This is a genomic window from Undibacterium paludis (assembly GCF_022568815.1).
GTDB lineage: Bacteria > Pseudomonadota > Gammaproteobacteria > Burkholderiales > Burkholderiaceae_D > Undibacterium.
Genome location: NZ_JAKZHX010000002.1, coordinates 424,606 through 449,466 on the forward strand (window position 1 = coordinate 424,606; position 24,861 = coordinate 449,466).

29 protein-coding genes are annotated in these 24,861 nt (G+C 47.5%); 2 read left to right on the plus strand and 27 right to left on the minus strand.

The window, feature by feature from the left end:
- Positions 1-16 precede the first annotated feature (16 nt).
- Both LZ463_RS06465 and LZ463_RS06470 read left to right on the plus strand, forming a co-directional pair.
- The gene (locus tag LZ463_RS06465; protein WP_241454787.1) at positions 17-355 is read left to right on the plus strand and encodes a helix-turn-helix domain-containing protein; all 339 of its coding nucleotides are present in this window, start codon (positions 17-19) and stop codon (positions 353-355) included.
- Positions 356-761: 406 nt separating this feature from the next.
- Positions 762-3,734, plus strand: coding sequence for a Tn3 family transposase (locus LZ463_RS06470; RefSeq protein WP_241454788.1), 2,973 nt, complete (start codon positions 762-764; stop codon positions 3,732-3,734).
- A gap of 4 nt (positions 3,735-3,738) precedes the next feature.
- On the opposite strand, the gene LZ463_RS06475 is transcribed toward LZ463_RS06470, so the two are convergent.
- The 27 genes from LZ463_RS06475 to LZ463_RS06605 form a co-directional block, all read right to left on the minus strand.
- Entirely contained in the window at positions 3,739-4,017 is a 279-nt protein-coding gene (locus LZ463_RS06475; RefSeq protein WP_241454789.1) for a hypothetical protein, read from the minus strand.
- Complete coding sequence (locus tag LZ463_RS06480) at positions 4,004-4,666, minus strand: sigma-70 family RNA polymerase sigma factor (RefSeq protein WP_241454790.1); 663 nt, start codon at positions 4,664-4,666, stop codon at positions 4,004-4,006. The genes LZ463_RS06475 and LZ463_RS06480 overlap by 14 nt, the downstream gene beginning before the upstream one ends.
- A 102-nt stretch (positions 4,667-4,768) precedes the next feature.
- Complete coding sequence (gene fliP / locus LZ463_RS06485; protein WP_241454791.1) at positions 4,769-5,557, minus strand: flagellar type III secretion system pore protein FliP; 789 nt, start codon at positions 5,555-5,557, stop codon at positions 4,769-4,771.
- Positions 5,538-5,966 carry a flagellar biosynthetic protein FliO gene (locus tag LZ463_RS06490; protein WP_241454792.1) on the minus strand — a complete coding sequence of 143 codons (429 nt, stop codon included), beginning with the start codon at positions 5,964-5,966 and terminating at the stop codon, positions 5,538-5,540. The genes fliP and LZ463_RS06490 overlap by 20 nt, the downstream gene beginning before the upstream one ends.
- Positions 5,966-6,280: a FliM/FliN family flagellar motor switch protein gene (locus tag LZ463_RS06495; protein WP_241454793.1), complete on the minus strand. Its 315-nt coding sequence runs from the start codon at positions 6,278-6,280 to the stop codon at positions 5,966-5,968. Before LZ463_RS06495 ends, LZ463_RS06490 begins: the two co-directional genes overlap by 1 nt.
- Positions 6,281-6,346: 66 nt before the next feature.
- Positions 6,347-6,997, minus strand: a complete 651-nt coding sequence (locus tag LZ463_RS06500; RefSeq protein ID WP_241454794.1) for a FliM/FliN family flagellar motor switch protein — start codon at positions 6,995-6,997, stop codon at positions 6,347-6,349.
- A 152-nt stretch (positions 6,998-7,149) separates the two neighbouring features.
- Complete coding sequence (flgF, locus tag LZ463_RS06505) at positions 7,150-8,322, minus strand: flagellar basal-body rod protein FlgF (protein WP_241454795.1); 1,173 nt, start codon at positions 8,320-8,322, stop codon at positions 7,150-7,152.
- 23 nt (positions 8,323-8,345) lie between these two features.
- Positions 8,346-8,747, minus strand: coding sequence for a flagellar hook assembly protein FlgD (locus LZ463_RS06510; protein ID WP_241454796.1), 402 nt, complete (start codon positions 8,745-8,747; stop codon positions 8,346-8,348).
- A gap of 1 nt (position 8,748) precedes the next feature.
- Positions 8,749-9,657: a hypothetical protein gene (locus LZ463_RS06515; protein WP_241454797.1), complete on the minus strand. Its 909-nt coding sequence runs from the start codon at positions 9,655-9,657 to the stop codon at positions 8,749-8,751.
- A 116-nt stretch (positions 9,658-9,773) separates the two neighbouring features.
- Positions 9,774-10,241, minus strand: a complete 468-nt coding sequence (locus tag LZ463_RS06520) for a hypothetical protein (RefSeq protein WP_241454798.1) — start codon at positions 10,239-10,241, stop codon at positions 9,774-9,776.
- Positions 10,238-11,611, minus strand: a complete 1,374-nt coding sequence (locus LZ463_RS06525) for a FliI/YscN family ATPase (RefSeq protein WP_241454799.1) — start codon at positions 11,609-11,611, stop codon at positions 10,238-10,240. The genes LZ463_RS06520 and LZ463_RS06525 overlap by 4 nt, the downstream gene beginning before the upstream one ends.
- A gap of 61 nt (positions 11,612-11,672) precedes the next feature.
- Positions 11,673-12,152, minus strand: a complete 480-nt coding sequence (locus LZ463_RS06530; RefSeq protein WP_241454800.1) for a hypothetical protein — start codon at positions 12,150-12,152, stop codon at positions 11,673-11,675.
- A gap of 29 nt (positions 12,153-12,181) precedes the next feature.
- A complete protein-coding gene (gene fliF / locus LZ463_RS06535; protein ID WP_347176246.1) occupies positions 12,182-13,666 on the minus strand; it encodes a flagellar basal-body MS-ring/collar protein FliF in 1,485 nt (494 codons plus the stop codon).
- 11 nt (positions 13,667-13,677) lie between these two features.
- Positions 13,678-14,007: a flagellar hook-basal body complex protein FliE gene (fliE, locus tag LZ463_RS06540; RefSeq protein WP_241454802.1), complete on the minus strand. Its 330-nt coding sequence runs from the start codon at positions 14,005-14,007 to the stop codon at positions 13,678-13,680.
- Positions 14,004-14,438, minus strand: a complete 435-nt coding sequence (gene flgC / locus LZ463_RS06545) for a flagellar basal body rod protein FlgC (protein WP_241454803.1) — start codon at positions 14,436-14,438, stop codon at positions 14,004-14,006. The genes fliE and flgC overlap by 4 nt, the downstream gene beginning before the upstream one ends.
- Positions 14,438-14,821 (minus strand): flagellar basal body rod protein FlgB, encoded by a 384-nt coding sequence (gene flgB, locus LZ463_RS06550; RefSeq protein ID WP_241454804.1) that lies wholly within the window; start codon positions 14,819-14,821, stop codon positions 14,438-14,440. The genes flgC and flgB overlap by 1 nt, the downstream gene beginning before the upstream one ends.
- Before the next feature lie 51 nt (positions 14,822-14,872).
- Positions 14,873-15,997, minus strand: a complete 1,125-nt coding sequence (locus LZ463_RS06555) for a flagellar basal body P-ring protein FlgI (RefSeq protein ID WP_241454805.1) — start codon at positions 15,995-15,997, stop codon at positions 14,873-14,875.
- An 8-nt stretch (positions 15,998-16,005) separates the two neighbouring features.
- Positions 16,006-16,578: a flagellar basal body L-ring protein FlgH gene (locus LZ463_RS06560; RefSeq protein ID WP_241454806.1), complete on the minus strand. Its 573-nt coding sequence runs from the start codon at positions 16,576-16,578 to the stop codon at positions 16,006-16,008.
- Positions 16,579-16,580: 2 nt separating this feature from the next.
- Positions 16,581-17,555 (minus strand): flagellar basal body P-ring formation chaperone FlgA, encoded by a 975-nt coding sequence (gene flgA / locus LZ463_RS06565; protein WP_241454807.1) that lies wholly within the window; start codon positions 17,553-17,555, stop codon positions 16,581-16,583.
- A gap of 10 nt (positions 17,556-17,565) precedes the next feature.
- Positions 17,566-18,339 carry a flagellar basal-body rod protein FlgG gene (gene flgG / locus LZ463_RS06570; RefSeq protein ID WP_241454808.1) on the minus strand — a complete coding sequence of 258 codons (774 nt, stop codon included), beginning with the start codon at positions 18,337-18,339 and terminating at the stop codon, positions 17,566-17,568.
- A 47-nt stretch (positions 18,340-18,386) separates the two neighbouring features.
- Positions 18,387-19,130 (minus strand): flagellar hook-basal body protein, encoded by a 744-nt coding sequence (locus tag LZ463_RS06575; protein WP_277623953.1) that lies wholly within the window; start codon positions 19,128-19,130, stop codon positions 18,387-18,389.
- A gap of 80 nt (positions 19,131-19,210) precedes the next feature.
- The gene (locus LZ463_RS06580; RefSeq protein ID WP_241454810.1) at positions 19,211-21,280 is read right to left on the minus strand and encodes a flagellar biosynthesis protein FlhA; all 2,070 of its coding nucleotides are present in this window, start codon (positions 21,278-21,280) and stop codon (positions 19,211-19,213) included.
- Positions 21,277-22,377: an EscU/YscU/HrcU family type III secretion system export apparatus switch protein gene (locus LZ463_RS06585; protein ID WP_241454811.1), complete on the minus strand. Its 1,101-nt coding sequence runs from the start codon at positions 22,375-22,377 to the stop codon at positions 21,277-21,279. The genes LZ463_RS06580 and LZ463_RS06585 overlap by 4 nt, the downstream gene beginning before the upstream one ends.
- Complete coding sequence (locus LZ463_RS06590; protein WP_241454812.1) at positions 22,378-23,139, minus strand: flagellar biosynthetic protein FliR; 762 nt, start codon at positions 23,137-23,139, stop codon at positions 22,378-22,380.
- A 6-nt stretch (positions 23,140-23,145) separates the two neighbouring features.
- Positions 23,146-23,412: a flagellar biosynthesis protein FliQ gene (gene fliQ / locus LZ463_RS06595; RefSeq protein WP_277623954.1), complete on the minus strand. Its 267-nt coding sequence runs from the start codon at positions 23,410-23,412 to the stop codon at positions 23,146-23,148.
- 279 nt (positions 23,413-23,691) lie between these two features.
- Positions 23,692-24,336: a hypothetical protein gene (locus LZ463_RS06600; RefSeq protein ID WP_241454813.1), complete on the minus strand. Its 645-nt coding sequence runs from the start codon at positions 24,334-24,336 to the stop codon at positions 23,692-23,694.
- A 167-nt stretch (positions 24,337-24,503) separates the two neighbouring features.
- Positions 24,504-24,861, minus strand: a 358-nt coding sequence (locus LZ463_RS06605) for a hypothetical protein (protein WP_241454814.1), incomplete at its 5' end; no start/stop codon positions are given.

Below are 24,861 nucleotides of genomic sequence, written 5' to 3' on the forward strand. Positions count from 1 at the left end.
AACTTTGGAGGTTTACATGGAGGATGTTCGGCATTTGGTCGGTCAGCGCGTTCAAATTCTGCGAAAGCGCAAACAACTATCGCAGGAAGAGCTGGCTGGCCGAATTGATATCGATACAAAATCGTTGAGCAGGCTGGAGCGCGGCCAGCATTACCCATCTCTAGAAACACTGGAGAGAATTCGTGTCGAGTTAGATGTGGATTTGAAAGATTTCTTCAACTTTGACGACAAGCCCTCCGCCGAGGAGTTACGTGATTTCCTGATGCGAACAGCAAGTAAGGCAGATTATCCGAATTTGGTAAAAATGGCGGATGCAGTTAAAACCGTACTTCAGGGATCAGAGCTTAAAATCTGAGTTACAACGCACCATCATCTTGCCAGGTCTGCGTATCTGGCACATCAATTCATGCCCATATCAGCATGCGAAATTCACGTAGCAAACACGAATTTCATTCAAACATTCAAAAAACAGCAACGATGAATTCTTTGACTTTAAAGTCGCACAAAAAGTCAAGGACTGATTTATTTTTTTCTTGCCCGGCAGACAAAGTTCAGATATTGTCCGTGCATTAACTCATCGAAATTTCAAAATGGCAATTTCGAGAGAGATTTGTGAACGCAGATTTCCGAACAAATTGTGCCCAGAGTAAAGGTTTGCAAGGGCTCTTAAAAGCTGAAGATATCCCGCAAGGATGTCCGACAAAAAAACTATGTTTTTCATTGTTTTAAAATAAACATAAGTCATTTGGTTAATTAAGCAGATGAGCAGCGTACATGAAACCGCCTATCCCCGTCTGAAGCTTGAGTTCACAGAACAAGAGCTGATTGCCATTTACACGCCAACACCCACCGAACTCAAATTTGTTGCTGCTAGATACCGCCAAATTTCTCAACAAACTCTGCTTTTGCTGCAATTAAAACTCCTGCAGAGGTTAGGTTATTTTGTAGCGTTAAGCAGTGTCCCCGCAGCGATCATTGAGCACATCTGCAGCCGGGCACAAGTACGAAAACCATCCAAAGATGCCTTGGCCAAGTATGACAAATCTGGTACCAAGCACCGCCAACAGACAATTTTGCGGGAATTCGTTGGTATTCAGGAAATGACGGATGCCACTGAAAAGTGGCTGGCAGAACAGGCTCTCCAGGCTGCGCAGACCAAACAGGAGTTACCTGACATTATCAATGTTCTTATTGAAGAACTAATACAGCGCCGCTTTGAATTGCCCGGATTTACATATCTGTTTAGACTGGCACGAAATGCCAGGGTAACAATCAATGACCGCATTTACAAAACCGTCGCGGGCACATTGTCCGAATCAATTACGACAAGGATTGATGGCCTGCTGAAATCGGTTGCTGGCAGAAGTGCCTGGGACAGTCTGAAACGGGAGCCTAAACAACCCAATGTCCGGGAAGTTACAGATTTCTTGCAGCATATTGATGGCATGACCAAATTGGCGAGCGATCTGCCAGACACTGGACATATAGCTGCCACCAAGCGCGAGCAACTTGTTCTTGAAGCGCGTGCCCTTGATATGGCAGAAATGCGCGCATTAAAACCCTTGAAGCGCTACACCCTGGCAGTGCTCTTGATTCAGACCCAGCTACAAAATGCGATGGACGATGTCGCTGAAATTTTTATCAAGACCATTCGAAACTTGCATAATGTGGCAGAAGAGCGGCTACGCCAATATCACCTCCAGCATGCCGATCAGGTTGAGCGTTTGATAGGTCAATTTCGAGAAGTGTTGACCGTTTTCAGTGAAGACGGGCCAAGCGAACAGCGTGTTGCACGCGTCGAAAGTTCGCTTGACGGAGATCTGGCAAGCTGGATAAGAGAATGCGATGAGCATATGGCGTATGCGGGAAACAATTATTTTCCGTTCATGCTGGCAATCTATACCGGAAAACGAAGCCTGTTGTTCAAATGCCTGGAAGCATTGACGCTACGCTCAAGCTCACAAGACGAGAGCTTGCTGGCAATGATTGCACTGACACAAAAATGCCGATCCAGCCATAAAGAGCATCTGTCTATCGCTGAGAGCCAGATCGATATGCTGGCATTGGACTGGATGCCAGAGAAGTGGCGAACTCTGGTGTTCGGTAAGAGGCTCAGTGCACCACCTACCCATTACCACCGGAAATACTTCGAACTGGCGGTATTTTCTGCGGTCATGGATGAATTGAAGTCAGGTGATTTGTTTGTCGAGCATAGTGGTGACTACGATGATTACCGCAATCACCTGGTTTCCTGGGAGGAATATGAGCGAGAAGTGCACGCCTATAGCGAAATGGTGGGCCTTCCGGTAGAACCCCAGGAGTTTGTAGCGCAATTGCGAACGCAGATGCAGGCACTGACAAAACAAGTCGATGAACGTTTTCCTGAGAATGGGCATGTTGATATTGATGAGACAGGGTTAGTCATACGCCGAGGTGAGCGACAAAAGCCACCAGCTGAACTAGCAATTGTGGACGAGGCCATCCGGACACAAATGAGCGACGCCAGCATTTTGGATGTGTTAACCGAAACAGAGAAATGGCTGGATTTGCATCGCTTGTTCGGCCCACTATCTGGATTCGAATCGAAGGTTGATGATCCCCGTAAACGATTCATCACAACCTTATTCTGCTACGGCTGTAACCTGGGACCGACTCAAACTGCAAGATCAGTCAAAGGACTAAGCCGGAAGCAGGTCGCCTGGTTGAATCTGAAGCATGTCACCGAACAGCGCCTGGATAAAGCGATCACCAAGGTTATCAACGCCTACAACCGTTTTGCTTTACCAAGATATTGGGGCAGTGGGAAAAGCGCATCTGCTGACGGCACCAAGTGGAATATGTACGAGCAGAATCTGCTGTCGGAATACCATATCCGCTACGGTGGGTATGGAGGTATTGGCTATTACCATGTGTCCGACACATATATCGCGTTGTTCAGTCATTTCATTCCATGTGGCGTCTACGAAGCAGTCTATATTCTAGATGGTCTGCTTAAAAATCAATCCGATATACAGCCAGACACTCTGCATGGAGATACTCAGGCGCAAAGTACACCGGTTTTTGGGTTAGCGCATTTGCTTGGCATTAACCTTATGCCGCGTATTCGCAATATCAAAGACTTGACATTCTATAGGGCAGATAAGGGGGATCACTACGAACACATTGACAGTTTGTTTCGAGGATCGATTGACTGGGATCTGATTGCTAGGCATTTGAAGGATATGCTGCGCGTCGTTATCTCCATCAAAACAGGTAAAATTGCACCATCGACAATTCTGCGTCGCCTGGGTACCGCTAGCCGTAAAAACAGACTTTACTATGCATTCAGGGAGTTGGGCAGGGTAGTTCGCACCCAGTTTCTATTGAAGTACATCAACGATGCTGAACTCAGGAAAACGATCCATGCTGCAACTAACAAGAGTGAGGAATTTAACGACTTTGTGAAATGGTTGTTCTTTGGTGGAGATGGGATCATTGCGGAAAATATCAAACATGAGCAACGCAAGGTCGTAAAATACAACCAGCTAGTGGCCAACATGGTCATCTTGCATAACGTCCATGGAATGTCACGCATTCTAAAAAATCTTCAGACAAAAGGATATGTACTCACAGAGGAAATTCTTCGGGGGACGGCGCCATACAGGCGTGAGCATATCAACCGGTTTGGAGAGTATCCACTGGATCTCGACCGGGAAGTGGAGCCTATAAACTATAAGATCGATTTTTCCTTATAAATCATCATCTTACGTATGTTTTGGCGAAAAAAAACGTAATCCCGGCCGCCCCTCTCAAGGAGATTAATTCTTCAATTTTGCCTGGCGCCTCAAGTGCTTTTTGCTTGCTTTCCTTTTTTAGCCCCTGGCTTTTCAGCGTACCTGTAGGCTTGCTTGCTGGACGGACTTTTTTTACCATCTGCGTGCGCATCAGAGCGACTATTTGGCTTACGCTATTTATCCCTGACATTGGTCTTCCTTTGTTTTGAAGGCTATTGGTGCCTGCATTATCAGAATATTGCATCGCAAGATTCTGATGACCCAAGAGCCTGATGCAGCAAGCTCAGCGCATTTTTATGTAATTGCGCAATCCTGCCTTTACTCAACTGTAAAGTATCTGCAATGGTATTGAAAGGCAGGTGGTTCAGATAGTGAGATTTTATGATGATCCTTTCTTTGTGTGGCAGGCGATTAACCAGATATCTCACTTTTTCACGCAATTGTTTTAACTCCAGGCCTGCATAAACACTATCCTCTGAAATGGCATCTTCATGATGATAGGTAACGGGGTTTTCCAGGATGTAGCCAAACGCAAAACTGATGGCAATCTCTGCCAATTGCTGGAAGGTATCGACTTCGGGTTCTGACAGAACAGCCTTTATAGACAGATTACGTTCTTCCCTGAGTTGCCTGCGAGTTGAGATTTGCTCGCGCTTTTCGCTCATGTGCTCCAGGCCGTTTAATACCGATCCTTTAATGCGGTGTGCCGCGAAAGTGGAAAACTGTATTTGCCTTGTATGATCGAAATGATCCACCGCTTGTATAAGCCCCAAACTGGCAAACTGCATGTATTCTTCGAACTCCAGGTCGCTATCAATGCGTTTTGCGAACAGCTTGGCCGCCAGCATGCGTGCGAATGGCAAATAGCTTTCAATTAATTGTTGACGTGCCAACTCATCCCCAAGCCGCAAGTTTTTCCACAAACTCAATTCAGCTGATTGCAGGGCCAGGTCATCCGGTAGCAATGCGTCTGTTTTTGGCACGTTACTTGCAAACTATTGGAAAGTACCTAGTAAGGCACGTGTCACGATATTCCAGCCGTCAATCAATACAAACATAAGTATCTTCAAAGGCAGTGAGATAGAAACGGGAGGCACCATCATCATGCCCAGTGACATGAGAATGGTTGAGACGATCAAGTCAATCAATACAAACGGAAGGAAGATGACAAACCCTATCTGAAAAGCCGAACGCAATTCAGATAACATGAATGCCGGTATCAATTGAACGGTTGAAATATCATCGATGGTTTTTGGTTCCGGGCTCTTGGCAATTTCTACCATCAGTTGAAGATCCTGTTCCCTGGTTTGACGTACCATGAATTCTCGAATTGGCTTTAATCCATTCTCAAATGCTGGTCCGGCAGCCATCTTTCCGTCCATAAAGGGTTGAAAAGCAGTTTGATTGACCTGAGTCAGCACTGGTGACATCGTAAACAAAGTCAGGAATAAGGCCAGACTGATGAGCACTGTATTTGGAGGTGTTTCCGGCATCCCAATAGCGTGCCGCAGCATGGAAAGCACGACAATGATACGGATGAATGATGTGACAGATACCAGCAAAGCAGGTGCCAGGCTCAATAAAGTCAAACCCAACAACACTTTGAGGGCTGCTGATACCTGAGTCGTTTGTGCGACATCATTGGTAATCTGCACGCCTATACCAGGCATGGAAAGCACGTCTCCATTAGCGGCCAGGCATTGCGATGCCGAGAACAAAGCCAGCAGGATTAAAAGCACTTTCAGAAAACCTGTGCGCCCGAAATTATGCATCTTTTGTCGCACTTTCTTCTTTCAACAACAAAGGGCTGCTCATCATCAACTGCACGCCTTGCGAACTTTCAGCAATAAGTAATTCTTGCCCATTATATTCAACAACGTAAAGCATGCTTGTTTTGCCCAGACGCGTTGCTTCCACCGTTCTGAGGCGGCGGGAGCTTTTGCCGGAAGCGCCAAGTTTGTCACGGTATCTCTTGAGCGCGAACACAATGCCATAGGCGGCGCAAGAGGCAAGCAGCAATGCTGCGATGCTTTGATACGCCATGGACTCACTCCCTTGCCTGTCTTGCTTGAAAGGGATGGGCGCATGAGGCATGGAAGCTGATGCCTGAGCAAAAATTTCACCCGCACTTAAAAAAAACAAAGATGTCAGGCAAAACTTCAAACACCAGCGGTGTAGCTGCTTGTGAAACATCAGTTTTTTTCCACCTGTGGCAACTCAGAGATTTGCACGCCGAAATTATCATCCACGGCGACTAAAATCCCTCGGGCAACAACATTGCCCTCCAGTAGGACATCAACAGGCGTATCCACGGCAGTATTCAATTTCAGAATATGATTTTCACGCATATTCATCAGATCACCAATACTGACTTCTGTTTCGCCGACTCTGATCGAGAGCTTGACCTTCACGCCCTGCACCACGCCCAGATTGCCATTCAATAAGGATTGACCAGGCTCATGTGTGCTTAATTCAGATAGCTCGATGGCATGTGTGGATGAATTCATTTTATTTCCTGTTTACTCTTACATTGCTGAACGCGGTATTTGTTAAAACTCAAATTCCAGCAAGATCTAATTGGACTTTACAAGCTCTATCGCGAGTGCACCTGAACAACTTCCCAGATGGGCATTGCATACAGCAACATTATCGTCAGTCAACACTCTTAAAGTATGATCCAGCTTGTTGGGCAACTTCAAAACATCGCCGATTGCCAGTGTAGCGAGATACCCCAATGTCAGCTCTGCATCACTGACTTCAACATGCAGGCTAACCGGGGTATTTTTTAGTGCCGCCTTCAAGGGCATCAACCCAGGTTTGGGGCTCGCTGGCAGCGGTTTTCTCCAATGCGAGACTGCCGCAGCGGGTAACAAGATACGCAAGGTATGATGACCAACACTGAGTTCACAAACAAGCGCGCCGGAACCAGGCCTGAACAAGTGAGCCGGGGGAGGGAAAATTGCTGTCTCTGGTAAAACTTCAAGCTGGCAAATACTGCCAATAACAGCATTAATCAATTCGTCCAGAGACTCTGTAAGTACCTTGCCGGCAAGAGCAGAATGCCTCCCTTTTTCTGTAGTTGCATCGGCATTACTTAATCCAAATATGGATTGTTCCAGTTCTTTTTTTAATGCGTCAGGTATGTGGAACCACGCCGTACTACCATTCTGCAAATGTCGCTGATTGCTACTATCAGACAAATCAGATAAGAAAAATTCTGCCATGGCCGGCGTCGCAGGAGCACAAACCTGAGCCCCCTCCAAATCAATTTTCCAGGATGCTGCCCATTTCGCATAGCAGTCTCCAGCTTGCCTGGAAATCGCTTTGGCAATACTATTTTTCAGCAACAAATACGGAGATACGTTCACTATCTCACTCAGCCTTTCATATGCAATAAGGTGTCAAGCATTTGATTGGCAGTACTGATCAGCTCAGAGGATGCCTGATAGCCGCGTTGAGTAATAATAATGGCGCTGAATTCTTTGGACAAATCCACATTGGAACCTTCAAGCGCACCGCCATCGATGGTACTCAGATTGCTACTCGCGACGCCGAGGGTAACGTCTTGCTGGCGCGTACTCTTGAATTTATTTCCGCTGATGGCAACCAGATGATCCGTTGAACTGAAATTGGCAAGTGCCAGTGTCTGGTTCTTGGATGTTTGTCCATTGGTATAGCTGACAACCAGCTTACCTTCTCCATCAAAACTGGTCTTGGACATATCACCCTGAGCGTATCCATCAATATTGGAAACGGCCAGCGTTGACGCACCAGTTGCAGCACTGGTTGTATTCGCGTCCAGCGTCAAAGTAAGTGGCATCGCAGCGACACCGGCTGGTGAGTAGGTAAATGACAGTGAATTATGTGCGGAGTCCAGTGCACCACTCACAAATTTGATTTCACCTATAGTTACCGTGTCATTGCCATCCTTGATCGTCACCAACCAACTACCAGGGCTTACTGCATTATTATTTTTAAAATTAACGGCCAGCGTATGTGAACCACCAACTGCATCAATGACGATTACGCCGCCGACCGCTTTGTCAGTGTCAGCCGTTGATAAACGGCCGGATAATTGTATGGCTTTGGATGCGGACGCCGGATTGGTTTTCAAACCATCCAAGCTGATATCTTGCAAGACACCCTGATTTGACAGTGCCTGCACGTGATTACCGTCGGCATCCACCAGAAAACCTTTGCTGTCAAATTTAAACGATCCATCGCGTGTATAAAATGTCTGTCCTTTACTATCGCGCAAGACAAAAAAACCGTTACCGTCAACAGCTACGTCCAGATCATTTCCCGTCTGATTTATTTGCCCCTGAGCAAAATTAACGACGCTGGGCAATGTGGCCAGGCCCGCTCCTGATGATGCGCCCTGATGACCGCCACTGGCGCTATCGCCTTCATGCGAAAAAAAACTGCTGAATTTCGCATTCGAACCTTTGAAGCCTGGGGTGTTCAGGTTGGCAACGTTATTACTGATAGTCTGCAACTCTTTGGAAAAACCAGTCAATCCAGTCGTCGCGATTTTTATTGAGGTCAGCATAGTATTTCCTTACCTGGATCGCGTTAGCGAATATCAAAAACTTGTTTGAGGGCGACGCCAGAAATATCCTGGCCAGTCGTCGGATGAATGGTCAATACCGGTGAATTTCCACTGACTGAGATATCAGTCACCGTGCCAGTTGCGGTACCACCACCATTAACAACACTCACAACATGACCAAGCAAACCAACTGATTGCACCGCTGTTTGCACAGCCAACAACTGGTTGACGCTGGCGGTCAGTTCCTGCGTCTGTGCCAATTGGGAAAATTGCGCAAGTTGAGCAACGAATGCGGTATTGTCCATAGGTTTCAATGGGTCTTGTGCATTCAGTTGCGTCAACAGAATTTTTAAAAAATCCTGCTGATTAATATGAGCCTGACCACTGGTCGCAGAACTGACTGGACTTACACTGTTGAGTGCCATATTAGCGGCCTTTCTTTACATAACTGAGCGGAATATTGCGAGCACTTGCATCATCTGAAAGCAGTACGGCTTCGTCACCTTGAAATAACCTTACTTCACTATCTTCATCAGTGTTTTCATATTTAAAAACAAGCTTGCCGTTAATCGTAGCGCCATTCAAACGCAAGCCTGACTCTGTCATTTCCCTGGTTAATTGTCTGATCAGTTGAGGTGTCTGCTCAGCATTGATTTCCTGGTCCCTGATCCAGACATTGACGTTCTGATCTTCGGTAGTGATATGCATCATGCGTTTTTGCCAAATCTGCTTATCGAACTCTCGCTCCCCTACCGCAGCTTTCGCCTCGTCAGCAGGTTCCTGGCCCTCAGCATGAACTTCGCTTTGATCCTGGGTTTGGCCTGGCAAGGTATTGCGGGACAAGCCTGCTGCACGCGGAGAAGCTGTCAGCGACTGGGAAATTTCCATGGAACTATTTTTATTAACTGACACTTCGCCTGTGATTTTCTGAGTAAAAATAACACCCGATGTGAAAGGCAGCGTCGATCCAGCACTCGCATTCGCTTTCACATCAGGCGCTATTGCTTCCATGCCTGCACTTTGTTTTTCAAGCTGTGCTTGTTGCTCACCTGCTGTCCTTGTTTGCGAGAGTTCTGGAGCATTTGCGCTGTCTGAAACTGTTTGTGCTACTGTAGCAATATTATCCGTGCTGATGACATGATTTTCGACACTGGCGACTTTTTTTGCCGCAGGAGAAACAGGATAAACACTTCTTTTTACCGTAGCTTGCTTTTCGCGTGATGTGGCGCTTTCCGGTAAATTATCCTGAGAAGGTATAGCGGATTTGACAGCAGATTTTTGCGTCTGGATTGCAGTTGCGTTAAAACTGCCATGCAGGTTTGCATCTTTCATCATGGACAGTTCCATTTGCCGCATCCAGTTCTCATGCTGGCTGCTCATGTCACTCTTCCCATTCTGCGCTTCACGTGTTGCGGCATCAGGATGCAATTGCATGAATGAACTAATTTTTGTCATGTTATCTTTATCCAGTGCATACGTTGCAACCAATTGTCGTCAGACAATTGATATTCCTTTTTTGCAGCTTCCTGATCAAATTCATGGGCCACAGCCTCTTTGTTTTTTTCCAGGTTATCTACAAATTTCCTGACTTCGTTCAATCGCCTCTGCGCATCATCGCGCACCTGCAACATTTCCTGTAACTGTATACTCTCTTGTTGTTGCTGGTTCTGCATTTGCAACATGTACATATGGGCCATGCGCTGTGCATCAATATTAATAAGGGCCTTATTCTGCCTTTGCTTCATTAACTCGGTACGGGCAGATGCTATGGCCTGGGCAAGACTATCAACTTTTGCTTGTTGTTCTTTTACAGTTGCATTATGTCCTGCCAGCTCCTGATAGAGGTCATTGACTTCCCATTCCTTCAGCTTCAAGACAGGCTCCAGCCCGTATTGAAATCCCCTTCTGTCCTTGGTCATTGCAGTACTCCGTCACTTTGCGTTTCTTGCTTCCCTGCATTGCTCAAGATATCGCGCAATTGCGCAACAACCTGCTCGCGCCCAAGTACATCTTCATCACGCTGACGCAAAAATCTGGTCAAATGAGGCCATAGTTGGATTGCCTGATCAATCTCGGCACTGCTGCCAGCGCGATATGCACCCATGTCTATTAACTGTCGGTTGCGCTCATAGCTGGCCATATTTTCCAGAGCTTCATGCACCAAGGCCTGATCTTCAGAAGAGATTAAATCCCCCAACAAGCGACTTACACTATGCAAAACATCAATAGCCGGATAATGACCCTGTTGTGCGAGACGACGGGACAACATGATGTGTCCATCCAAAGTTGCTCTCAACATGTCGGAAACTGGCTCGTTAAAGTCGTCCCCCTCGACCAGCACCGTGTACAGGGCAGTAATCGCACCACCAGACGAAGCGGTACCGCAGCGTTCACACAACTCCGGAATTTCAGCAAAAACAGAGGGCGTATAACCGCGAGCCGTTGGTGGCTCACCTACCGACAAACCAATCTCGCGCTTTGCCATGGCAAAACGCGTCACAGAATCCATCGTCAGCATGACTTGCTTGCCATTGTCCCGAAAATACTCAGCAATCGCAGTAGCTGCGTAGGCTGCCCTGGCACGGGCCAAGGCTGGCTGATCAGAAGTCGCAACGATCACAACAGAACGCTTGATCCCTTCTGCGCCCAAATGCTTTTCTATGAACTCGCGTACTTCACGACCACGTTCACCAATCAAGGCAATCACATTCACATCAGCAACGGTATGGCGCGAAATCATGCCTAATAAAGTACTCTTCCCTACACCACTACCAGCAAATATGCCTACGCGTTGTCCTTTGCCTATAGTGAGCATGCCATCAATGCAGCGCACTCCCGTTTCCAGTATCTCTTTGATACGTGGTCTGGACAGAGGATTCAGCGGCATCGCCTTCAATGGCCGGTATTCTGATGCCTGCATCAAAGGTTTTCCATCCAAAGGATCACCAAAGGCATCAATGACACGACCGAGCAGATGCTCACCAACTGCAATGCGGGGTAATTGGCCGGTTGCCAAAACCTCACTTCCAACACCTATGCCATGAATTTCACTATAAGGCATCAGCATCACCCGGCCATCACGCAAACCAACTACTTCCGCTTTTATTTTATGGTCTCCGTAACGAGTACGGATTTCACAAATCTCGCCAACAAGCACATCGGGTCCAGTTGACTCAATACTCAAACCAGTCAGCTGACGCACATGTCCCATTTTCTTTACAAAATCAGCCGCCCTGACTGCGTCGAGTATGTGCTGCATGATCAAACCCTGGCCTTTTGCAGTAAGCACGGATGTGCAGAGGCCTCAAGCAGCCGAATCTGTCTGACACCATACTTTTTCTGCATCACCATCACAGTCCAATAACTCCTAACATGCGCTGTTTCCAGGATTTTTTCTCGTGGGCATTTCCCGAAAAATCCAGAGAATTGCGACGGACATTCTTTAGCTCTTCATGCAAATGTACTCTCATCGCTTGTCTTACCTGGAAACCAGTTTCTGGTAATTGCATCTGCAGTATCTTTGCTACCTGTGTTTCATGCAAGGTATCAAGAAATTGTTCTTTCCAGGGCCAGCTTTCCAAGGCTAAAACTTGCTTGAGCATCCAAAGCGGTTCATCCCTCAGCACCATTTGCATCTCGCTCGCAGACGCCGCCTGCAAATCGTCAAGTCGCTCACCCGTTTCAGATATGCCCAAACTGGTCAGTATATTTCTATCTGCCGGGATACCCAACTCACGCAACTCAGCAAGATGGTCCCGCAATTGCGATCTATCATCGACATTCAATTGCTCAAGTATCCAGCGCTGATCCGCTTCATTCAGACCATGCAAGAGCAAGGCAGATTGCCTGTAAGCTGACATCAATTGCGCTCCAAGGGGCTTGTCCTGGCATTTTCCAGCCAGTCTCTTACCTGTGCCAAAAGTCGCCTTCTATCATCGTCACTCAAGTTTTTTACCTGAACCGGGCGACGAGTCAAACGAATAACCAGGACAAACAGGAAAAATCCTGCCAGTCCGGCCAAAATCAAAATTACATAGTCATTTTTAAAAACAAAACCGTGGCCAGCCACATCCTCAACAGCTTTACCCGACGGATTTGCAATTCGCTCTTCGATCAGTAATTCCCTGCCAGCAGGAACTACATCACCAGTGGCTGGGGCTGAAGCAGTATTGGAAATCTGCTCAACCGTATATACAGCGATCACATCTCCGCGAGACTTGTCGATGCCCACGGCAGCAGCCAATAATTCTTTCAGTTTTTCCAGTTGGGCTGGTTGCATGACATGTCGCACAACGACAGCGATATTGACATGATTGACAGCACCAGCGGACGAGATGACTTGCTCCACTTTGCGCCCAACCTGGTACTCCACCTCGCGGCTGCTTTGCGTCACATCTCCAGAAACGGGATTATTCGTTGTCTCAGATTTGTTGCCGCGACTGGTTTCATTGGCAGTCTGCTTGTCCTTGACGATGACACCTGTGGGCTGACCTTCGTACTTGGAGTCAGCGGCCAAGGGGCTTTCTGTCGTCGTCTTCTTTTGTTCATGATTGAGCGTTACATCAATGCTCGCAATGCCTTGTCCGGCACCAAAAGTCTTGTCCAGCACTTCAAGTACTTTTTTGTTCAAATACGCTTCGATCGCGCGTTTCTCATCCAGGCCGCTGGATGAGGAAATCATCTCCTGCCCAGCTTCCGAACTCTTCTTGGTCAGCGCAATGCCATGCTGGTCCAAGATGGTGACATCATTGGGTTTAATATCTGGCACGGCAGCACCGACCAGGCGCTGTATGCCTTGTATCTGTGCCGAGTCAAGGTTTTTCCCGGGCTTGACCACAATCGTGATAGATGCCTTGGGCTGAGTGCCCGTTTTTTTGAACAAGGCTTGTTCAGCCAGCACCAGATGAACGCGTACTGACTGCACTTCATCCAATGCAGAAATAGTGCGCGTCAATTCACCTTGCAAGGCACGCTGATAATTGATTTTTTGCGCAAACTCAGTCATGCCGACTTCGCTATTGTTAAATAGCTCAAACCCTACCGCACCACGCAAAGGTAATTCTTTACCAGCCAGCTTCAGGCGAGTTTTATACACCAGATCAGCCGGTACCAAAATCGTGTTGCCACTGCCAACCAGACGATATGGGACCTTCATCTGATCCAGTTCAGCTACCATGGTCGAAGCATCTTGTGGTGCCAACTCAGCAAACAGCACCTGATAGTCTGTGCGCAAAGTCATAGACCCAAAGGCCACAACGGCGACCACAATGAGCAAGACACCAAAAATCAGCCCGAAACGGGCACGACGATCCATGCGTCGCCAAAATTCATAAAAATCGTTCACGTACTATTGCCTTAAACTTGCATCTGTAAAATTTCACGGTAGGCATCAAGCACATGATTCCTGACCTGCATGACAAGCTGCATGGACAGTTTTGCCTGTTCCAGATTAATCATGACCTGATGCAAATTGCTCGCATCCCCAGCAGCCAGTTGTTGCACACCCTTATCAGCGGCCAGCAATTGATCGTTCACCTGTGACAATTGATCAGAGAACCAATTGAAAAACTGCGCGGCCGGAGGTGTCGTCATAGCCTGGGCGTTTGTCGATGATAACGAAGCTGAGGTATTTAACTCGGGCATGGAAATCGCGGGCAAAAAATTGATTGCTTCGACTGTCATCATGATCCTCCTAATTCCAGTGCTTTCAGGGCCATGCGTTTTGCAGCATTCATAGCCACCACGTTTGCTTCATAAGCACGCAAGGCAGTGGATATGTTCACCATTTCCGTCACATGATTAATACCAGGCATGGACACATAGCCTTTATCGTCAGCATCAGGGTTGCCTGGCTCATAAACCTTGCGCGGCGCAACGTCCAGCTCTTCTACCTTGGCGACCTGCACACCGCGCAGATTGGCACCTGACAACCGTTCAAAATCAAGGGCAAAATTATCATTGGCCTCTACCACTTTGACATGCAAAGGACGGTACAATTTTCCATCTGCACCCCTGGTGCTATGCAAGTTCGCAATATTATTGGCCGTGGTATCAAGACGTAGCTTTTCTACATTCATGCCCGTTGCACTGATCGCAAATGCGTTACGGTAATCCATCAACGTTTCCCTTCTGCGATGGCTGAACTGAGAATAGACATATGTTTGCCCATCGCCTTCAAGAGCGCCTCATACTGCACCGTGTTTTGCGCCATATTGCCGACCTCGGTGTCCAGAAGAGCTGTACGGTCAGCATCAGTGACCGGTGCCAGTCTTTCAATAAAGGGTTGGACTCCACGCAGCATATCCGGCTGCACAGTTTTGCCCTGAGCCAGCGTAGAGCGAACTGCATCCATTTGCTGTTCAAAATTAACGCTGGCCGGACGGTAACCAGCCGTATTGACGTTGGCAATATTATTTGCGATAGCCTGGTGCCGGAGGCTGGCAGCATCCAGCGCTGTTCTCAGCATATCCATCGTTACTGCTTCAGCTTTTCCAAACATCTGACATTTCCAAATTCGGTTAATCGGTATAAATCTTTTGCACTCATCAGCCTACTGGATAATCAAGTCAGCCCTTAAAGCGCCAGAGGCTTTGACTGCACGCAAGATAGAAATAATATCCCTGGTGCTAGTCTTGATACGGGTCAATGCCTGTATCAGATCTGCGACTGTATTATTTGAAGCACTCACAAAACCTGACTCATTTTTTTCTGAAACATTGATGCGTGAATTGGACACTGTTTCAGTCCGCACTTCTGCGGCAGTGTTTCTGACCAGTATAGGCTGTGAAACCGAATTGTCCGTGATGATGGATAACTTAAGATCACCATGAGATACAACTACCTTCGCAATTTTCACATCTCCGCCAGAGACGATGGTACCGGTTCTCTCATCGACCACTACGCGCGCCCTGGTATCAGGTTCTATGCTGAGTTTTTCTATGCGGGTCACAAAATCAACCAGATATTCCCGGTCTGCTGCCGGTACACGAATTTCCACACCTTCGGCATCAAGTGCTTTTGCCAATGGCTCACCAAAGGCAGTATTGATGGCGGCAGCAATTCTTGATGAGGTCGTGAAATCTGCATCAGTCAGGGTGAAAGTCATGATGTTTTCATTACTCATGATCTTGGCCTGTACGCCCACTTCAACTATGGCCCCAGCAGGAATAGAACCTACAGTGGGATGATTTTTTTGTGCCACATTGCCATTCATGTCGTATTTGTAGCCACCAACAAACAAAGCCCCCTGCGCGAGCGCATAGACCTTGCCGTTTGGCGCTTTCATTGGAGCTGTCAGCAAAGTCCCCCCCACCAGGCTGCGGGCATCGCCTATGGATGTCACCGTCACATCTATGCTGTCGCCCTGCCGCGCTACGGGTGGTAATTTGGCAGTGACCATGACTGCAGCAACATTACGGCTCAAGACCAGCTCAGGCTGCACCGCAACATCAAATTGCGCCAATACATTGGCAATGGATTGGCGGGTTGCCTTGTTGTTAGGGGAATCACCTGTATTCGCCAGCCCAGTAACCAGACCGTAACCCACCAGGGCATTTTCACGCCAACCGGCAAATTTACCAATGTCTTTCAGCCTGACAGTTTCTACAGCCATGACACTACTACTCAACGCAAGGAGAATCGTGGCAAACACTGAGGCGCGCAATTTTGAATTCATTAAAAACATCAAAATCCTACCCAGGTAAACAATTTGGACCAAAATCCGGGACGTTGATGATTCGCCAGATCACCATAGCCAGCATAACTAATTTTGGCGTCGGCCAAACGGGTAGACAATACTGTATTGTTATCTGCTATATCGAGCGGCCTTACCCGTCCTTCTACAGTAATTCTTTGCTGGTCAGCATTAATTTCCAGGAGTTGCTGTCCCCTGACCACGAGGTCGCCATTATCTTCAATACTAGTGACGGTGACGCTCATCTGGGCCAATAATTTACCGCTGCGCTGCACGCTGCCGCCACCATCAAAATCATTGTTGATGGAAATGCCCGCCTTATTACTTTTTTGATTGACGCTCGCCTGCGCACCAATATCCGTTTTTCTTTTTAAATTGGTATCGGCATTAGAGGACGCACTGGAATTTTCGTAGATCAGGACAGTCAATACATCGCCGGGCAAATGCGCCCGCTTGTCAGATGCCAGAGATCTGTAATTATTTTCATTGTATAAATTGTCGGCCAGCACTGTCTGCGACAGCGTGCACAACAAAAACAAGGCAAGATACAAATTCTTCTTCATTCTTAATTTCCGATCACTTTCGCGACACCTGGCGCTACCACAATGGCAGCAATCGTTTCTGTCGCAGCAGCCGGGCGTACCTGTATGCGCTGGCCCACCTCACCGTTAGCCAAGGCAAGAGCCTTGGATTCAAGCAGCAAGGCACCAGAACTAAACAACAGATTGACGGTGTCACCATGACTAATTGCATTTGAAAGCTGTAGATAATTCTGCGTCAACGCAGTACCCGAAGGAATATTCCTTTTCAGGCTCCCCTTCAGTTTGGAGCAGTCTGCTGGCAAGGCAGCACCATCGAGACTCGCGATGTCCATTTCCAAAACCAGCAAATCTTCACATGCTGGTGTAACTCCCTTGAGCAAATCCCGTTTGGCGACCAAAGTCTGCTCCATCACCTTGACTTTCATAGGCACGCGTACCGAGCGGCTAAACATGCCAGCGACAGTAACATCCAGCCACACCGTAACCCTGGCATGCATTGCTTCGGCCCTGCTCAAATTGCGCGCCTTGATATCGACCTTGCCATCTGCCAGCAACAGTTCTGGCAGACGCTCCGCCGTTTCTACCACTACCTGGTTTTGCCCGTTGCCTAATACTTGCTTCAGATAGCTTTCAGCAGCAATAGCAAGTTGCGTGCTGTCAAAAACTTTTGCCAGGCGCTCGACTTTCACTGCCTCTGCTCCGCGCCACTCTATCGCTTTTACCTGCCCGCTTGCCCTGATAATGCGTTCAATCTCTTTACGGCTAAAGCGCAAACTATAGCCGGGCAGCGGTGCATTACCCATGTCAACTGCGGCCATGGTCTTAATCAGAGGTTCATCCTGTTGATGGCTCTCTGCATCAATATCGACGAGGTCCGACAGCTTGACTCTTGCGGCGTTCACCACCGCATCAGTTTTCAAGGACATCACCACACCTGCCATCGCAGGCATGGCAGACAATCCAAGAGCAAAGAAGAAAAAGGCAAACCAGCGCATCATGAGTATCGCGTTAGCGGCGCAGATTATTTGTCAAAGACATCATCTCATCGGATGCCTGGACTATCTTGGAGCTCATTTCATATGCACGCTGAGCTATCATCAAGGTCACCATTTCGTCTACCAATGAGACATTCGACCCTTCCAGCGTATTTTGCGCAATCGCACCAAAGCCTGCCGCACCCGGTTTGCCATAAGTGGCATCGCCCGAGTTTGCACTTGGCTGGTAAATACCGCTGGCGACCATTTTCAGACCTGCAGGATTTGAAAAGTTCACCAGTTCAATTTGCCCCACTTCGGATACCTGAGTCTGATCTCCTGTCTGCACCATGATTTTGCCGTCAGTGCCTATCGTAATAGCCGTCACATTTTGTGGCATATGAATGCCAGGCCTCAGTATCTGCCCACTACTGGTTGCCAGATAAGAATCCTGATTGACTTGCAAAGTGCCGCCGCGTGTATAACCGCGACTACCATCTGCCAGCGTCACCTCGATAAAACCACTGCCATTGATGGCGATATCCATGGGTGAATTGGTTTGTGTCAGGGCGCCAGCTACAAAATCTCTGGACACATTTTCGATACCTATACCCAGGCCAACCGGATTGAGCGTGGCCGAAGGATTCTGCGCCGAGGCGCTACCATCGACATGCATCATTTCTTGAAAATTCACACGGCCCTTCTTGAAGCCGGAGGTATTCACATTCGCCAGATTATTGGCAATGGTATCGATGCTCAACTGCTGAGCCTGCATGCCAGTCGCAGCAATATAGAGGGAATTATTCATAAGTATTTATTTTCCAAATCAATTAGGAGAGTAACCAACAGAAAAGCTTAAAACTCACCCAATTTTTGTATCGCCGTATTCAACATCTCATCATAGCCCTGAAACAATTTTTGCGCTGATTCAAAATGACGAGTCGTTTCCATCATCGCCACCATTTCACGCATGGGCGTCACATTCGAGCTTTCCAAAAACCCCACCTGTATTTCCGATTTGCTTTCTACCGCCTTATTGTCTGCATTTGCTGCCTGCAATAAGCCATTCACCGTTTTTACCACATTCTTTGCATCTGCAAATTGCATGATTTTCAGTTGGGCAACCTGGGTTTCACCCTGCATGATACGACCGGCATGATCGATACTGACATCATTGCCACGCACCTGTATGTCGCCCCCCAAACCCTGCACCGCATAGCCCTGTGCCGACACCAGGCGACCAGTGCCATCCACATGAAAATTCCCGGCCCTGCTATAGGCCAGCCCTTCAGGCGTCATCAGCTCAAAATAACCATCGCTGGCGATTGCCAAGTCCCAGGGCTTGCCGGTTTGCTTGATCGCTCCAGTTGACAGGTCAAGCACGCTACCCAGTGCATTTGATTTTTCTGTCTGGCTCACATTAGCAACTTGTTCTGACTCCTTCATGACTTCGTCAAAAAGCCTGGACAGCGGTTTGGATGTCGGTATCGCGCGCTTATAGCCAGGCGTAGCCACATTCACCATATTCTGGCTCACGATGTCCATATACTGCAGATCATTTTGCATGCTCTGTACAGCGGTAATTAATGCATTTGCCATAGCGCTCAATCAGCCTATCTAATCAATCTCAACAACCCAAACAACCGGACTTCAACAACTTACTAAAATTTACTAAACACTTACAAAGACAAGGTCGCAAACGCACGCAACTCCAGCGTGTTGGGTACTTCTGCCAGCGACAATACCCGCAATTGCGGCACCATGCGCTCTGACAAAACCCGCATATGTCGTCTTAATTCAGGCGCGCACAACAAAACGGGCAACAGGTTGCTCTTCATCATTTTTTCTGCATGCTTGGCAACGCCAGTGATCACTTGCTCGGCAAATTTAGGTTCCACCACCATGGCAGCACCGTTTTCCACCGCCCGTATGCTCTGCATCAGATTGTGTTCTATCGTCGGATCCAGCGTCAATACTTGCAATACATTCGTGCCCTGTGTCAATGACTGACAAATCAATGCACCCAGACGCTGCCTGACCATTTCAGTCAGATAAGCAGTATCTTTGTTAATCTTGGCAGTATCAACAATGGTTTCTATTACGGCATCCAGATTGCGGATAGAAACTTTTTCTTTCAATAAATTCTGCAAGACTTTTTGTATTTCACCTACACCCAGCACCGTCGGCACGACCTCTTCCACCAGGCCAGGTTGCGACTCACGCACGCGTTTTAACAAGCGTTCAGTTTCCTGGCGCGTCAGCAAAGTGGCAGACTGCTGTCGCAATACCTCACATAAATGTGTCATGAAGACTGTTGGTGGTTCTACCAGAGTGTACTTGCCAGCTCTTGCCTCATCCCTCTGCATGTCATCTATCCACAGCGCAGGCAAGCCATAGCTGGGCTCCTTGGTTTCCAGACCTTGCAATTTGATAGTTTCAGTTGCCGGTTTAATTGCCAGCAATTTGTCCAGCATCAGGCTGCCACCGGCGATAGTCACACCAAAAATCACAATCTCATAGGCATTGGCCGCAAGCCTGGCACCTTCACGGAAGCGGATATTTGGCACCACCAGGCCAGACTCCAAAGCATATTGCTTACGAAAAGCTGCGATACGCTCGGTAAAAATAATGCGCTCACTCTCCAGCATGGGGATCAAGTCGACGCCCAGCAATACCTCGGCTGCCTCCATAGGCAATAAACCATAGGCATCCTGCTCTTTGTCTGAAGACTTGGCACCAGTACCAGGCGCCGCTTCGGCATCATCGCCCTGCAGCTCACTGCCTTCACCCTGATTGGTGTCACCGCGGCGAAAAGCAATCAATGCCAGATAAAAACAAACCAGCACCAACACCGGCCATGCCGGGATGCCCGGCAAAAACATCAGCCCCAGCAATGCTGCCGCCACCAGCCACAAGGTTTTGGTGAATGAGGTGATTTGCTGAAACGCCTCCACACCCAGATTGGTGTCAGATGAAGAGCGCGTCACGATCAAACCTGTGCCTACAGAAATAATCAAGGCAGGCACTTGCGTCACTATACCGTCACCAATCGTCAGCAAGGTATAACTCTTTAAAGCCTGATCCCAGCGCATGCCCATTTGCATCACACCAATCACCAGGCCACCCACACAATTGATCAGCATGATGATGATACCCGCAATGGCGTCACCCTTGACAAACTTGCTGGCACCATCCATGGCACCATAAAAGGCGGCCTCTTTACTGATATTCTTGCGACGGCGCTGGGCTTCTTCCTGGTCGATGAAACCCATGTTCAAATCAGCATCGATACTCATTTGCTGACCTGGCATACTATCCAGTGTAAAGCGCGCGGCCACTTCCGACACCCGCTGCGCACCATTCGTTACCACGACATATTGAACGACGACCAGGATCAAAAAAACGATCAGGCCAATCACATAATTGCCGCCTACCACATAAGAACCAATCGCGCCGATCACCCTGCCAGCGTCAGCATCGCGCAAAATAAGGCGCGTGGCAGAAATATTCAGGGCCAGCCGGAACAAGGTTGCCACCAGCAACATCGATGGAAAAGTAGAAAACTCCACCGGCTTTGCCATGTAAAACGTCAACAGCAAAATCAGCAATGCGAAACTGAAATTTGTCAGTATCAAAAAATCCAGCATCTCTGGTGGTATAGGCGCAAACAACATAAACAACACGCCCACCACCAACAACACCATGGCGATGTCCGTGTTCTTATGTAAAACCTGCCTCAATGCATTCATGCAAATGCCCCACGTACCGTGCCGGCTTTGCCAGGCTGACGGTTCTTACGCATGGCATATACCCAGATCAAAATCTTTGCCACCTTGGGATACATATCCTCAGGTACAAACTGATCCGAGTTCAAACGCTTGTACAACTCACGCGCCAAAGGCGGGTTTTCAACCACGGGAATATTGTGCTGCCTCGCTGCAGCACGCATTCTGGCCGCCAGTTCGCCCTTGCCCTTGACCAGCAACTTCGGTGCAGGCATCTCGCCATGGCGGTAAGAAATAGCAACTGCAATATGGGTAGGATTAGTGATCAACACATCCGCTTCTGGCAATTTACCAACCGACTGCGATTGCTTCAACAATTCTGCCCGCAATTGCTTAATCCTTTGACGTATACGTGGATCGCCTTCCCTTTGCTTATGCTCGTCACTGATGTCTTTATGACTCATGCGCATTTTCTTGGCAAATTCCCAGCGCGTATACAGCAAGTCAATCAAGGCAATCACCAGAATTGCCATAAACAATTTAAACAACAAAGGCCCGATCGCACCAAGCGCAATCGCCGCATGGCCGCGCGCATTGATATAACCCAGCTTTACCAGTTCAGGCATCAGATGCGTCAGCGCCCCCCAGGCCACACAACCCAGTATCAACAACTTCAGCAGACTGCGCAAAGCATCATAAATCAAACGCTTGGAAAACAGACGTTGCAAACCAGTTGCCGGGTTAAGCTTGGTAAAGTCAGGTGTTACCGGGTCAAAACTGAAAATACCACCCACCTGGCTCACGTTGACCAATATGGCCACAATGCAAATAGCAATCAACAAAGGTGCGATCACTGCCATGCTATCCATGACTGCCTGAGTCAGCCACTGCAAAGTACCAACACTAGACCAATCACTGCGCCCCGCATCGCGCATGATTTGCTGCGCTATGCCCAGCTCCTGCCTGGCCATACCTGGCCCGGCAGCAAAAAAAATACCGACCAGCACCGCTAAAATCGCAGCAAAATTGGCGTCTGTACTCTTCGCAACCTGCCCCTTCTTTTGCGCTTCGCGCAGCTTATGGGGCGTGGCTTCCTGGCTTTTGTCGGTATCTTCAGACATTTACAGAATGTCCTCCCAATAGCCAAACATGGCACCAAACACCTTGGTAGCGACAGACGCAAAATGGCCGCTGAAATACGCCAGCACAGACAGGCCAACCACAATCTTGATCGGTACACTCAACATAAAAATATTCAGTTGCGGCAAATTGCGCGACACAACAGCAAGACAAATCTCAACTAAAAACAAACAAAAAAAAGCCGGTGCAGCCAGCATCAAACCATAGCTGAACACCGTACCAAACTGCCGCGCCAGCAACATAGGCTGCGGCAATTCCAGCATTTGACCAAGGGGGATTTTTTCAAAAGAAAAAGCCAGACCACGCAACAAAGTGTGGTGTACATCCATAGTAAAAAACAGCGCCAGCGCCACCATGCCAAACAAGGCAGCAATCAAAGGCGAATGACTGCGCGTAGTCGGATCAAAAATATTCGCGATATTAAAACCAATTTGCAGGTCCAACAAATTACCCGCCAATGAGAATGCAGCAAAAGCAACAAAAATACCAAACGCCATCAAGGCACCCAGCACCACCTCGCCCAAGCCAGACATCACCAGGCCGAACAAATCAGTTGGCACATGCGCCGGCACCAGCTGCATGCCAGACACCAGCGAAAACGCCAGCATCGCAATCAAAATAACACGTATGCGCACCGGCAAGCCCAAGGCCTGCCATAAAGGCGTCATCAACAACAAGGCAGACAGGCGCATTGAACACAACAAAACAGCAGTTACCCAGCTCACAGTAGCAGTAAAAATCATGGGTAACTAAAAATAATTAGGGATATTTGTGATGAGCTCACGCGCAAAAATCAAAAGCTTGCGCAACATCCAAGAACCAAACACCGTCAGCGCCAATATCGTCGCCACCAGCTTGGGGATAAACGTCAGCGACATATCCTGTATCTGCGTCACCACCTGCAAAACACTGACGATAAGGCCAACAAGCAAGGTACAAATGAGAATAGGCGCACAGATTAACAGCGCCCCCCATAACAGTTGCTCCATCAAATGCAACGCAACATCAGATCCCATTACCCAATCCCAAACTTACCAGCAGCAAACTGCTTCTTGCATATGAAAGAACCTGAAAGTGGCAATCCAAAATTGAGCAGCAATCTAACAAGCAAAAATTTGTTGCATTGCCGCAGAGAAATTAATTGTCGAAAAATTATTTCTTGCAAAGCGATGTTACTGTATGTTACAGATGATGCGAAAAAGTGTCAATTTGAGTTTGATGAATGATCCAATTGTCTATATTTCACTCTTCTGTGCAAATAAAATAAAAAGATAAAAATTCAACTCATCTGATTATCAAACTTCGATTGCATAAATTTGGTCTCTCAGTGACTCTTTAATTTTCTCTTCACGTAAAAAAGCGAATGAGCAATTTTCTTGCATGCGCATCGATATTAAAAACTCAGTATCGCCTTCCAGTGCGATTAGCAACCCGCGCTCGTTTCGTGCGCTTCTTCCTCCTGGTTCATTAACTTTATAAATAGTTAAATGTTCTATTTTTTTACCGATAATATTTGCACATTTATTTTCTCCAAATTTCTCATTTTTATAATTGATCAGCGAACCTTTAAACTCTTTGGTTGGAGAAGAACGGAATTTCCCCGCTAGAGCATCATATTCCATCGGCAACTTTTCTTGCCAAACGAGTATTGATAAATTTAATGTAGATTGGCAAAACCCTATGCATTCTTTTGTATCCAATAGAAAAAACAAAACCCCAGATACTGATGTAAATATCTCTGATGCAGGCACTTCGAAGGGATAATTTAAATATTCATGCGCTTCAACATCAAAAAATCTAAATACATCTGTAATTTTTTTATTTTTTAATGTTTTTAATAAGTCAATTGAATCAGAGAGTAGTGGCAAATCGTCACCAAATGGCAAGCGACTTTCTGCAAATAGCCTAACCCCATCTATCTCGTTAATAACTCTAGGCATATATTCCAATCCTTAAACATTGCATTAAAAATAATTTTTAAGCTTACGAATGACATAAGCACAAGCTACTCTTTAGTTCCAAATGTAAGCCTTTTACTTTCACATACTTAATTATATAGAAGGGAAATTAGTCAAGAACTAATCTCCACATCTCTTTTGTTAAATATTTACTTCTGCAACAAAGCCCTATCCATCTGCACCTGCAAAGCACTCCCCAACGAACTCCCCAAACTATCGAGCAAAGTCGCCATCGCCAGATCACTGTCTGCCGCTGTTGTCGTACTGCTGGTGTTGCTTGCGTTACTGGTACTAGCAGCCCCACTACTTGCAGCTGTAGCCGTCCCTTTCGGTACCACAATCGCACTACTACCTGACGTTGCCTGCATAGGCGTCACTGTTAAGTTTGAGGTCTTGCTATTCGTCATCGTTACCGGTGTCGCCGGGCTCACTGCCGTCGCATACGGGTTGGCTGCTGCGACTGACATACCCATGGCACTGGTTTGTGTCTGTTTCGCCGGCATACCC

Coding starts and splice junctions, on each gene's coding strand:
- LZ463_RS06465 (WP_241454787.1), top strand. CDS start 17: ATGGAGGATGTTCGGCATTTGGTCGGTCAGCGCGTTCAAATTCTGCGA.
- LZ463_RS06470 (WP_241454788.1), top strand. CDS start 762: ATGAGCAGCGTACATGAAACCGCCTATCCCCGTCTGAAGCTTGAGTTC.
- LZ463_RS06475 (WP_241454789.1), bottom strand. CDS start 4,017: ATGCAATATTCTGATAATGCAGGCACCAATAGCCTTCAAAACAAAGGA.
- LZ463_RS06490 (WP_241454792.1), bottom strand. CDS start 5,966: ATGTTTCACAAGCAGCTACACCGCTGGTGTTTGAAGTTTTGCCTGACA.
- LZ463_RS06495 (WP_241454793.1), bottom strand. CDS start 6,280: ATGAATTCATCCACACATGCCATCGAGCTATCTGAATTAAGCACACAT.
- LZ463_RS06500 (WP_241454794.1), bottom strand. CDS start 6,997: ATGGCAGAATTTTTCTTATCTGATTTGTCTGATAGTAGCAATCAGCGA.
- flgF (WP_241454795.1), bottom strand. CDS start 8,322: ATGCTGACCTCAATAAAAATCGCGACGACTGGATTGACTGGTTTTTCC.
- LZ463_RS06510 (WP_241454796.1), bottom strand. CDS start 8,747: ATGGCACTCAACAGTGTAAGTCCAGTCAGTTCTGCGACCAGTGGTCAG.
- LZ463_RS06515 (WP_241454797.1), bottom strand. CDS start 9,657: ATGATGAAAGATGCAAACCTGCATGGCAGTTTTAACGCAACTGCAATC.
- LZ463_RS06520 (WP_241454798.1), bottom strand. CDS start 10,241: ATGACCAAGGACAGAAGGGGATTTCAATACGGGCTGGAGCCTGTCTTG.
- fliE (WP_241454802.1), bottom strand. CDS start 14,007: ATGATGACAGTCGAAGCAATCAATTTTTTGCCCGCGATTTCCATGCCC.
- flgC (WP_241454803.1), bottom strand. CDS start 14,438: ATGGATTACCGTAACGCATTTGCGATCAGTGCAACGGGCATGAATGTA.
- flgB (WP_241454804.1), bottom strand. CDS start 14,821: ATGTTTGGAAAAGCTGAAGCAGTAACGATGGATATGCTGAGAACAGCG.
- LZ463_RS06555 (WP_241454805.1), bottom strand. CDS start 15,997: ATGAATTCAAAATTGCGCGCCTCAGTGTTTGCCACGATTCTCCTTGCG.
- LZ463_RS06560 (WP_241454806.1), bottom strand. CDS start 16,578: ATGAAGAAGAATTTGTATCTTGCCTTGTTTTTGTTGTGCACGCTGTCG.
- flgA (WP_241454807.1), bottom strand. CDS start 17,555: ATGATGCGCTGGTTTGCCTTTTTCTTCTTTGCTCTTGGATTGTCTGCC.
- flgG (WP_241454808.1), bottom strand. CDS start 18,339: ATGAATAATTCCCTCTATATTGCTGCGACTGGCATGCAGGCTCAGCAG.
- LZ463_RS06575 (WP_277623953.1), bottom strand. CDS start 19,130: ATGGCAAATGCATTAATTACCGCTGTACAGAGCATGCAAAATGATCTG.
- LZ463_RS06580 (WP_241454810.1), bottom strand. CDS start 21,280: ATGAATGCATTGAGGCAGGTTTTACATAAGAACACGGACATCGCCATG.
- LZ463_RS06585 (WP_241454811.1), bottom strand. CDS start 22,377: ATGTCTGAAGATACCGACAAAAGCCAGGAAGCCACGCCCCATAAGCTG.
- LZ463_RS06590 (WP_241454812.1), bottom strand. CDS start 23,139: ATGATTTTTACTGCTACTGTGAGCTGGGTAACTGCTGTTTTGTTGTGT.
- fliQ (WP_277623954.1), bottom strand. CDS start 23,412: ATGGGATCTGATGTTGCGTTGCATTTGATGGAGCAACTGTTATGGGGG.
- LZ463_RS06600 (WP_241454813.1), bottom strand. CDS start 24,336: ATGCCTAGAGTTATTAACGAGATAGATGGGGTTAGGCTATTTGCAGAA.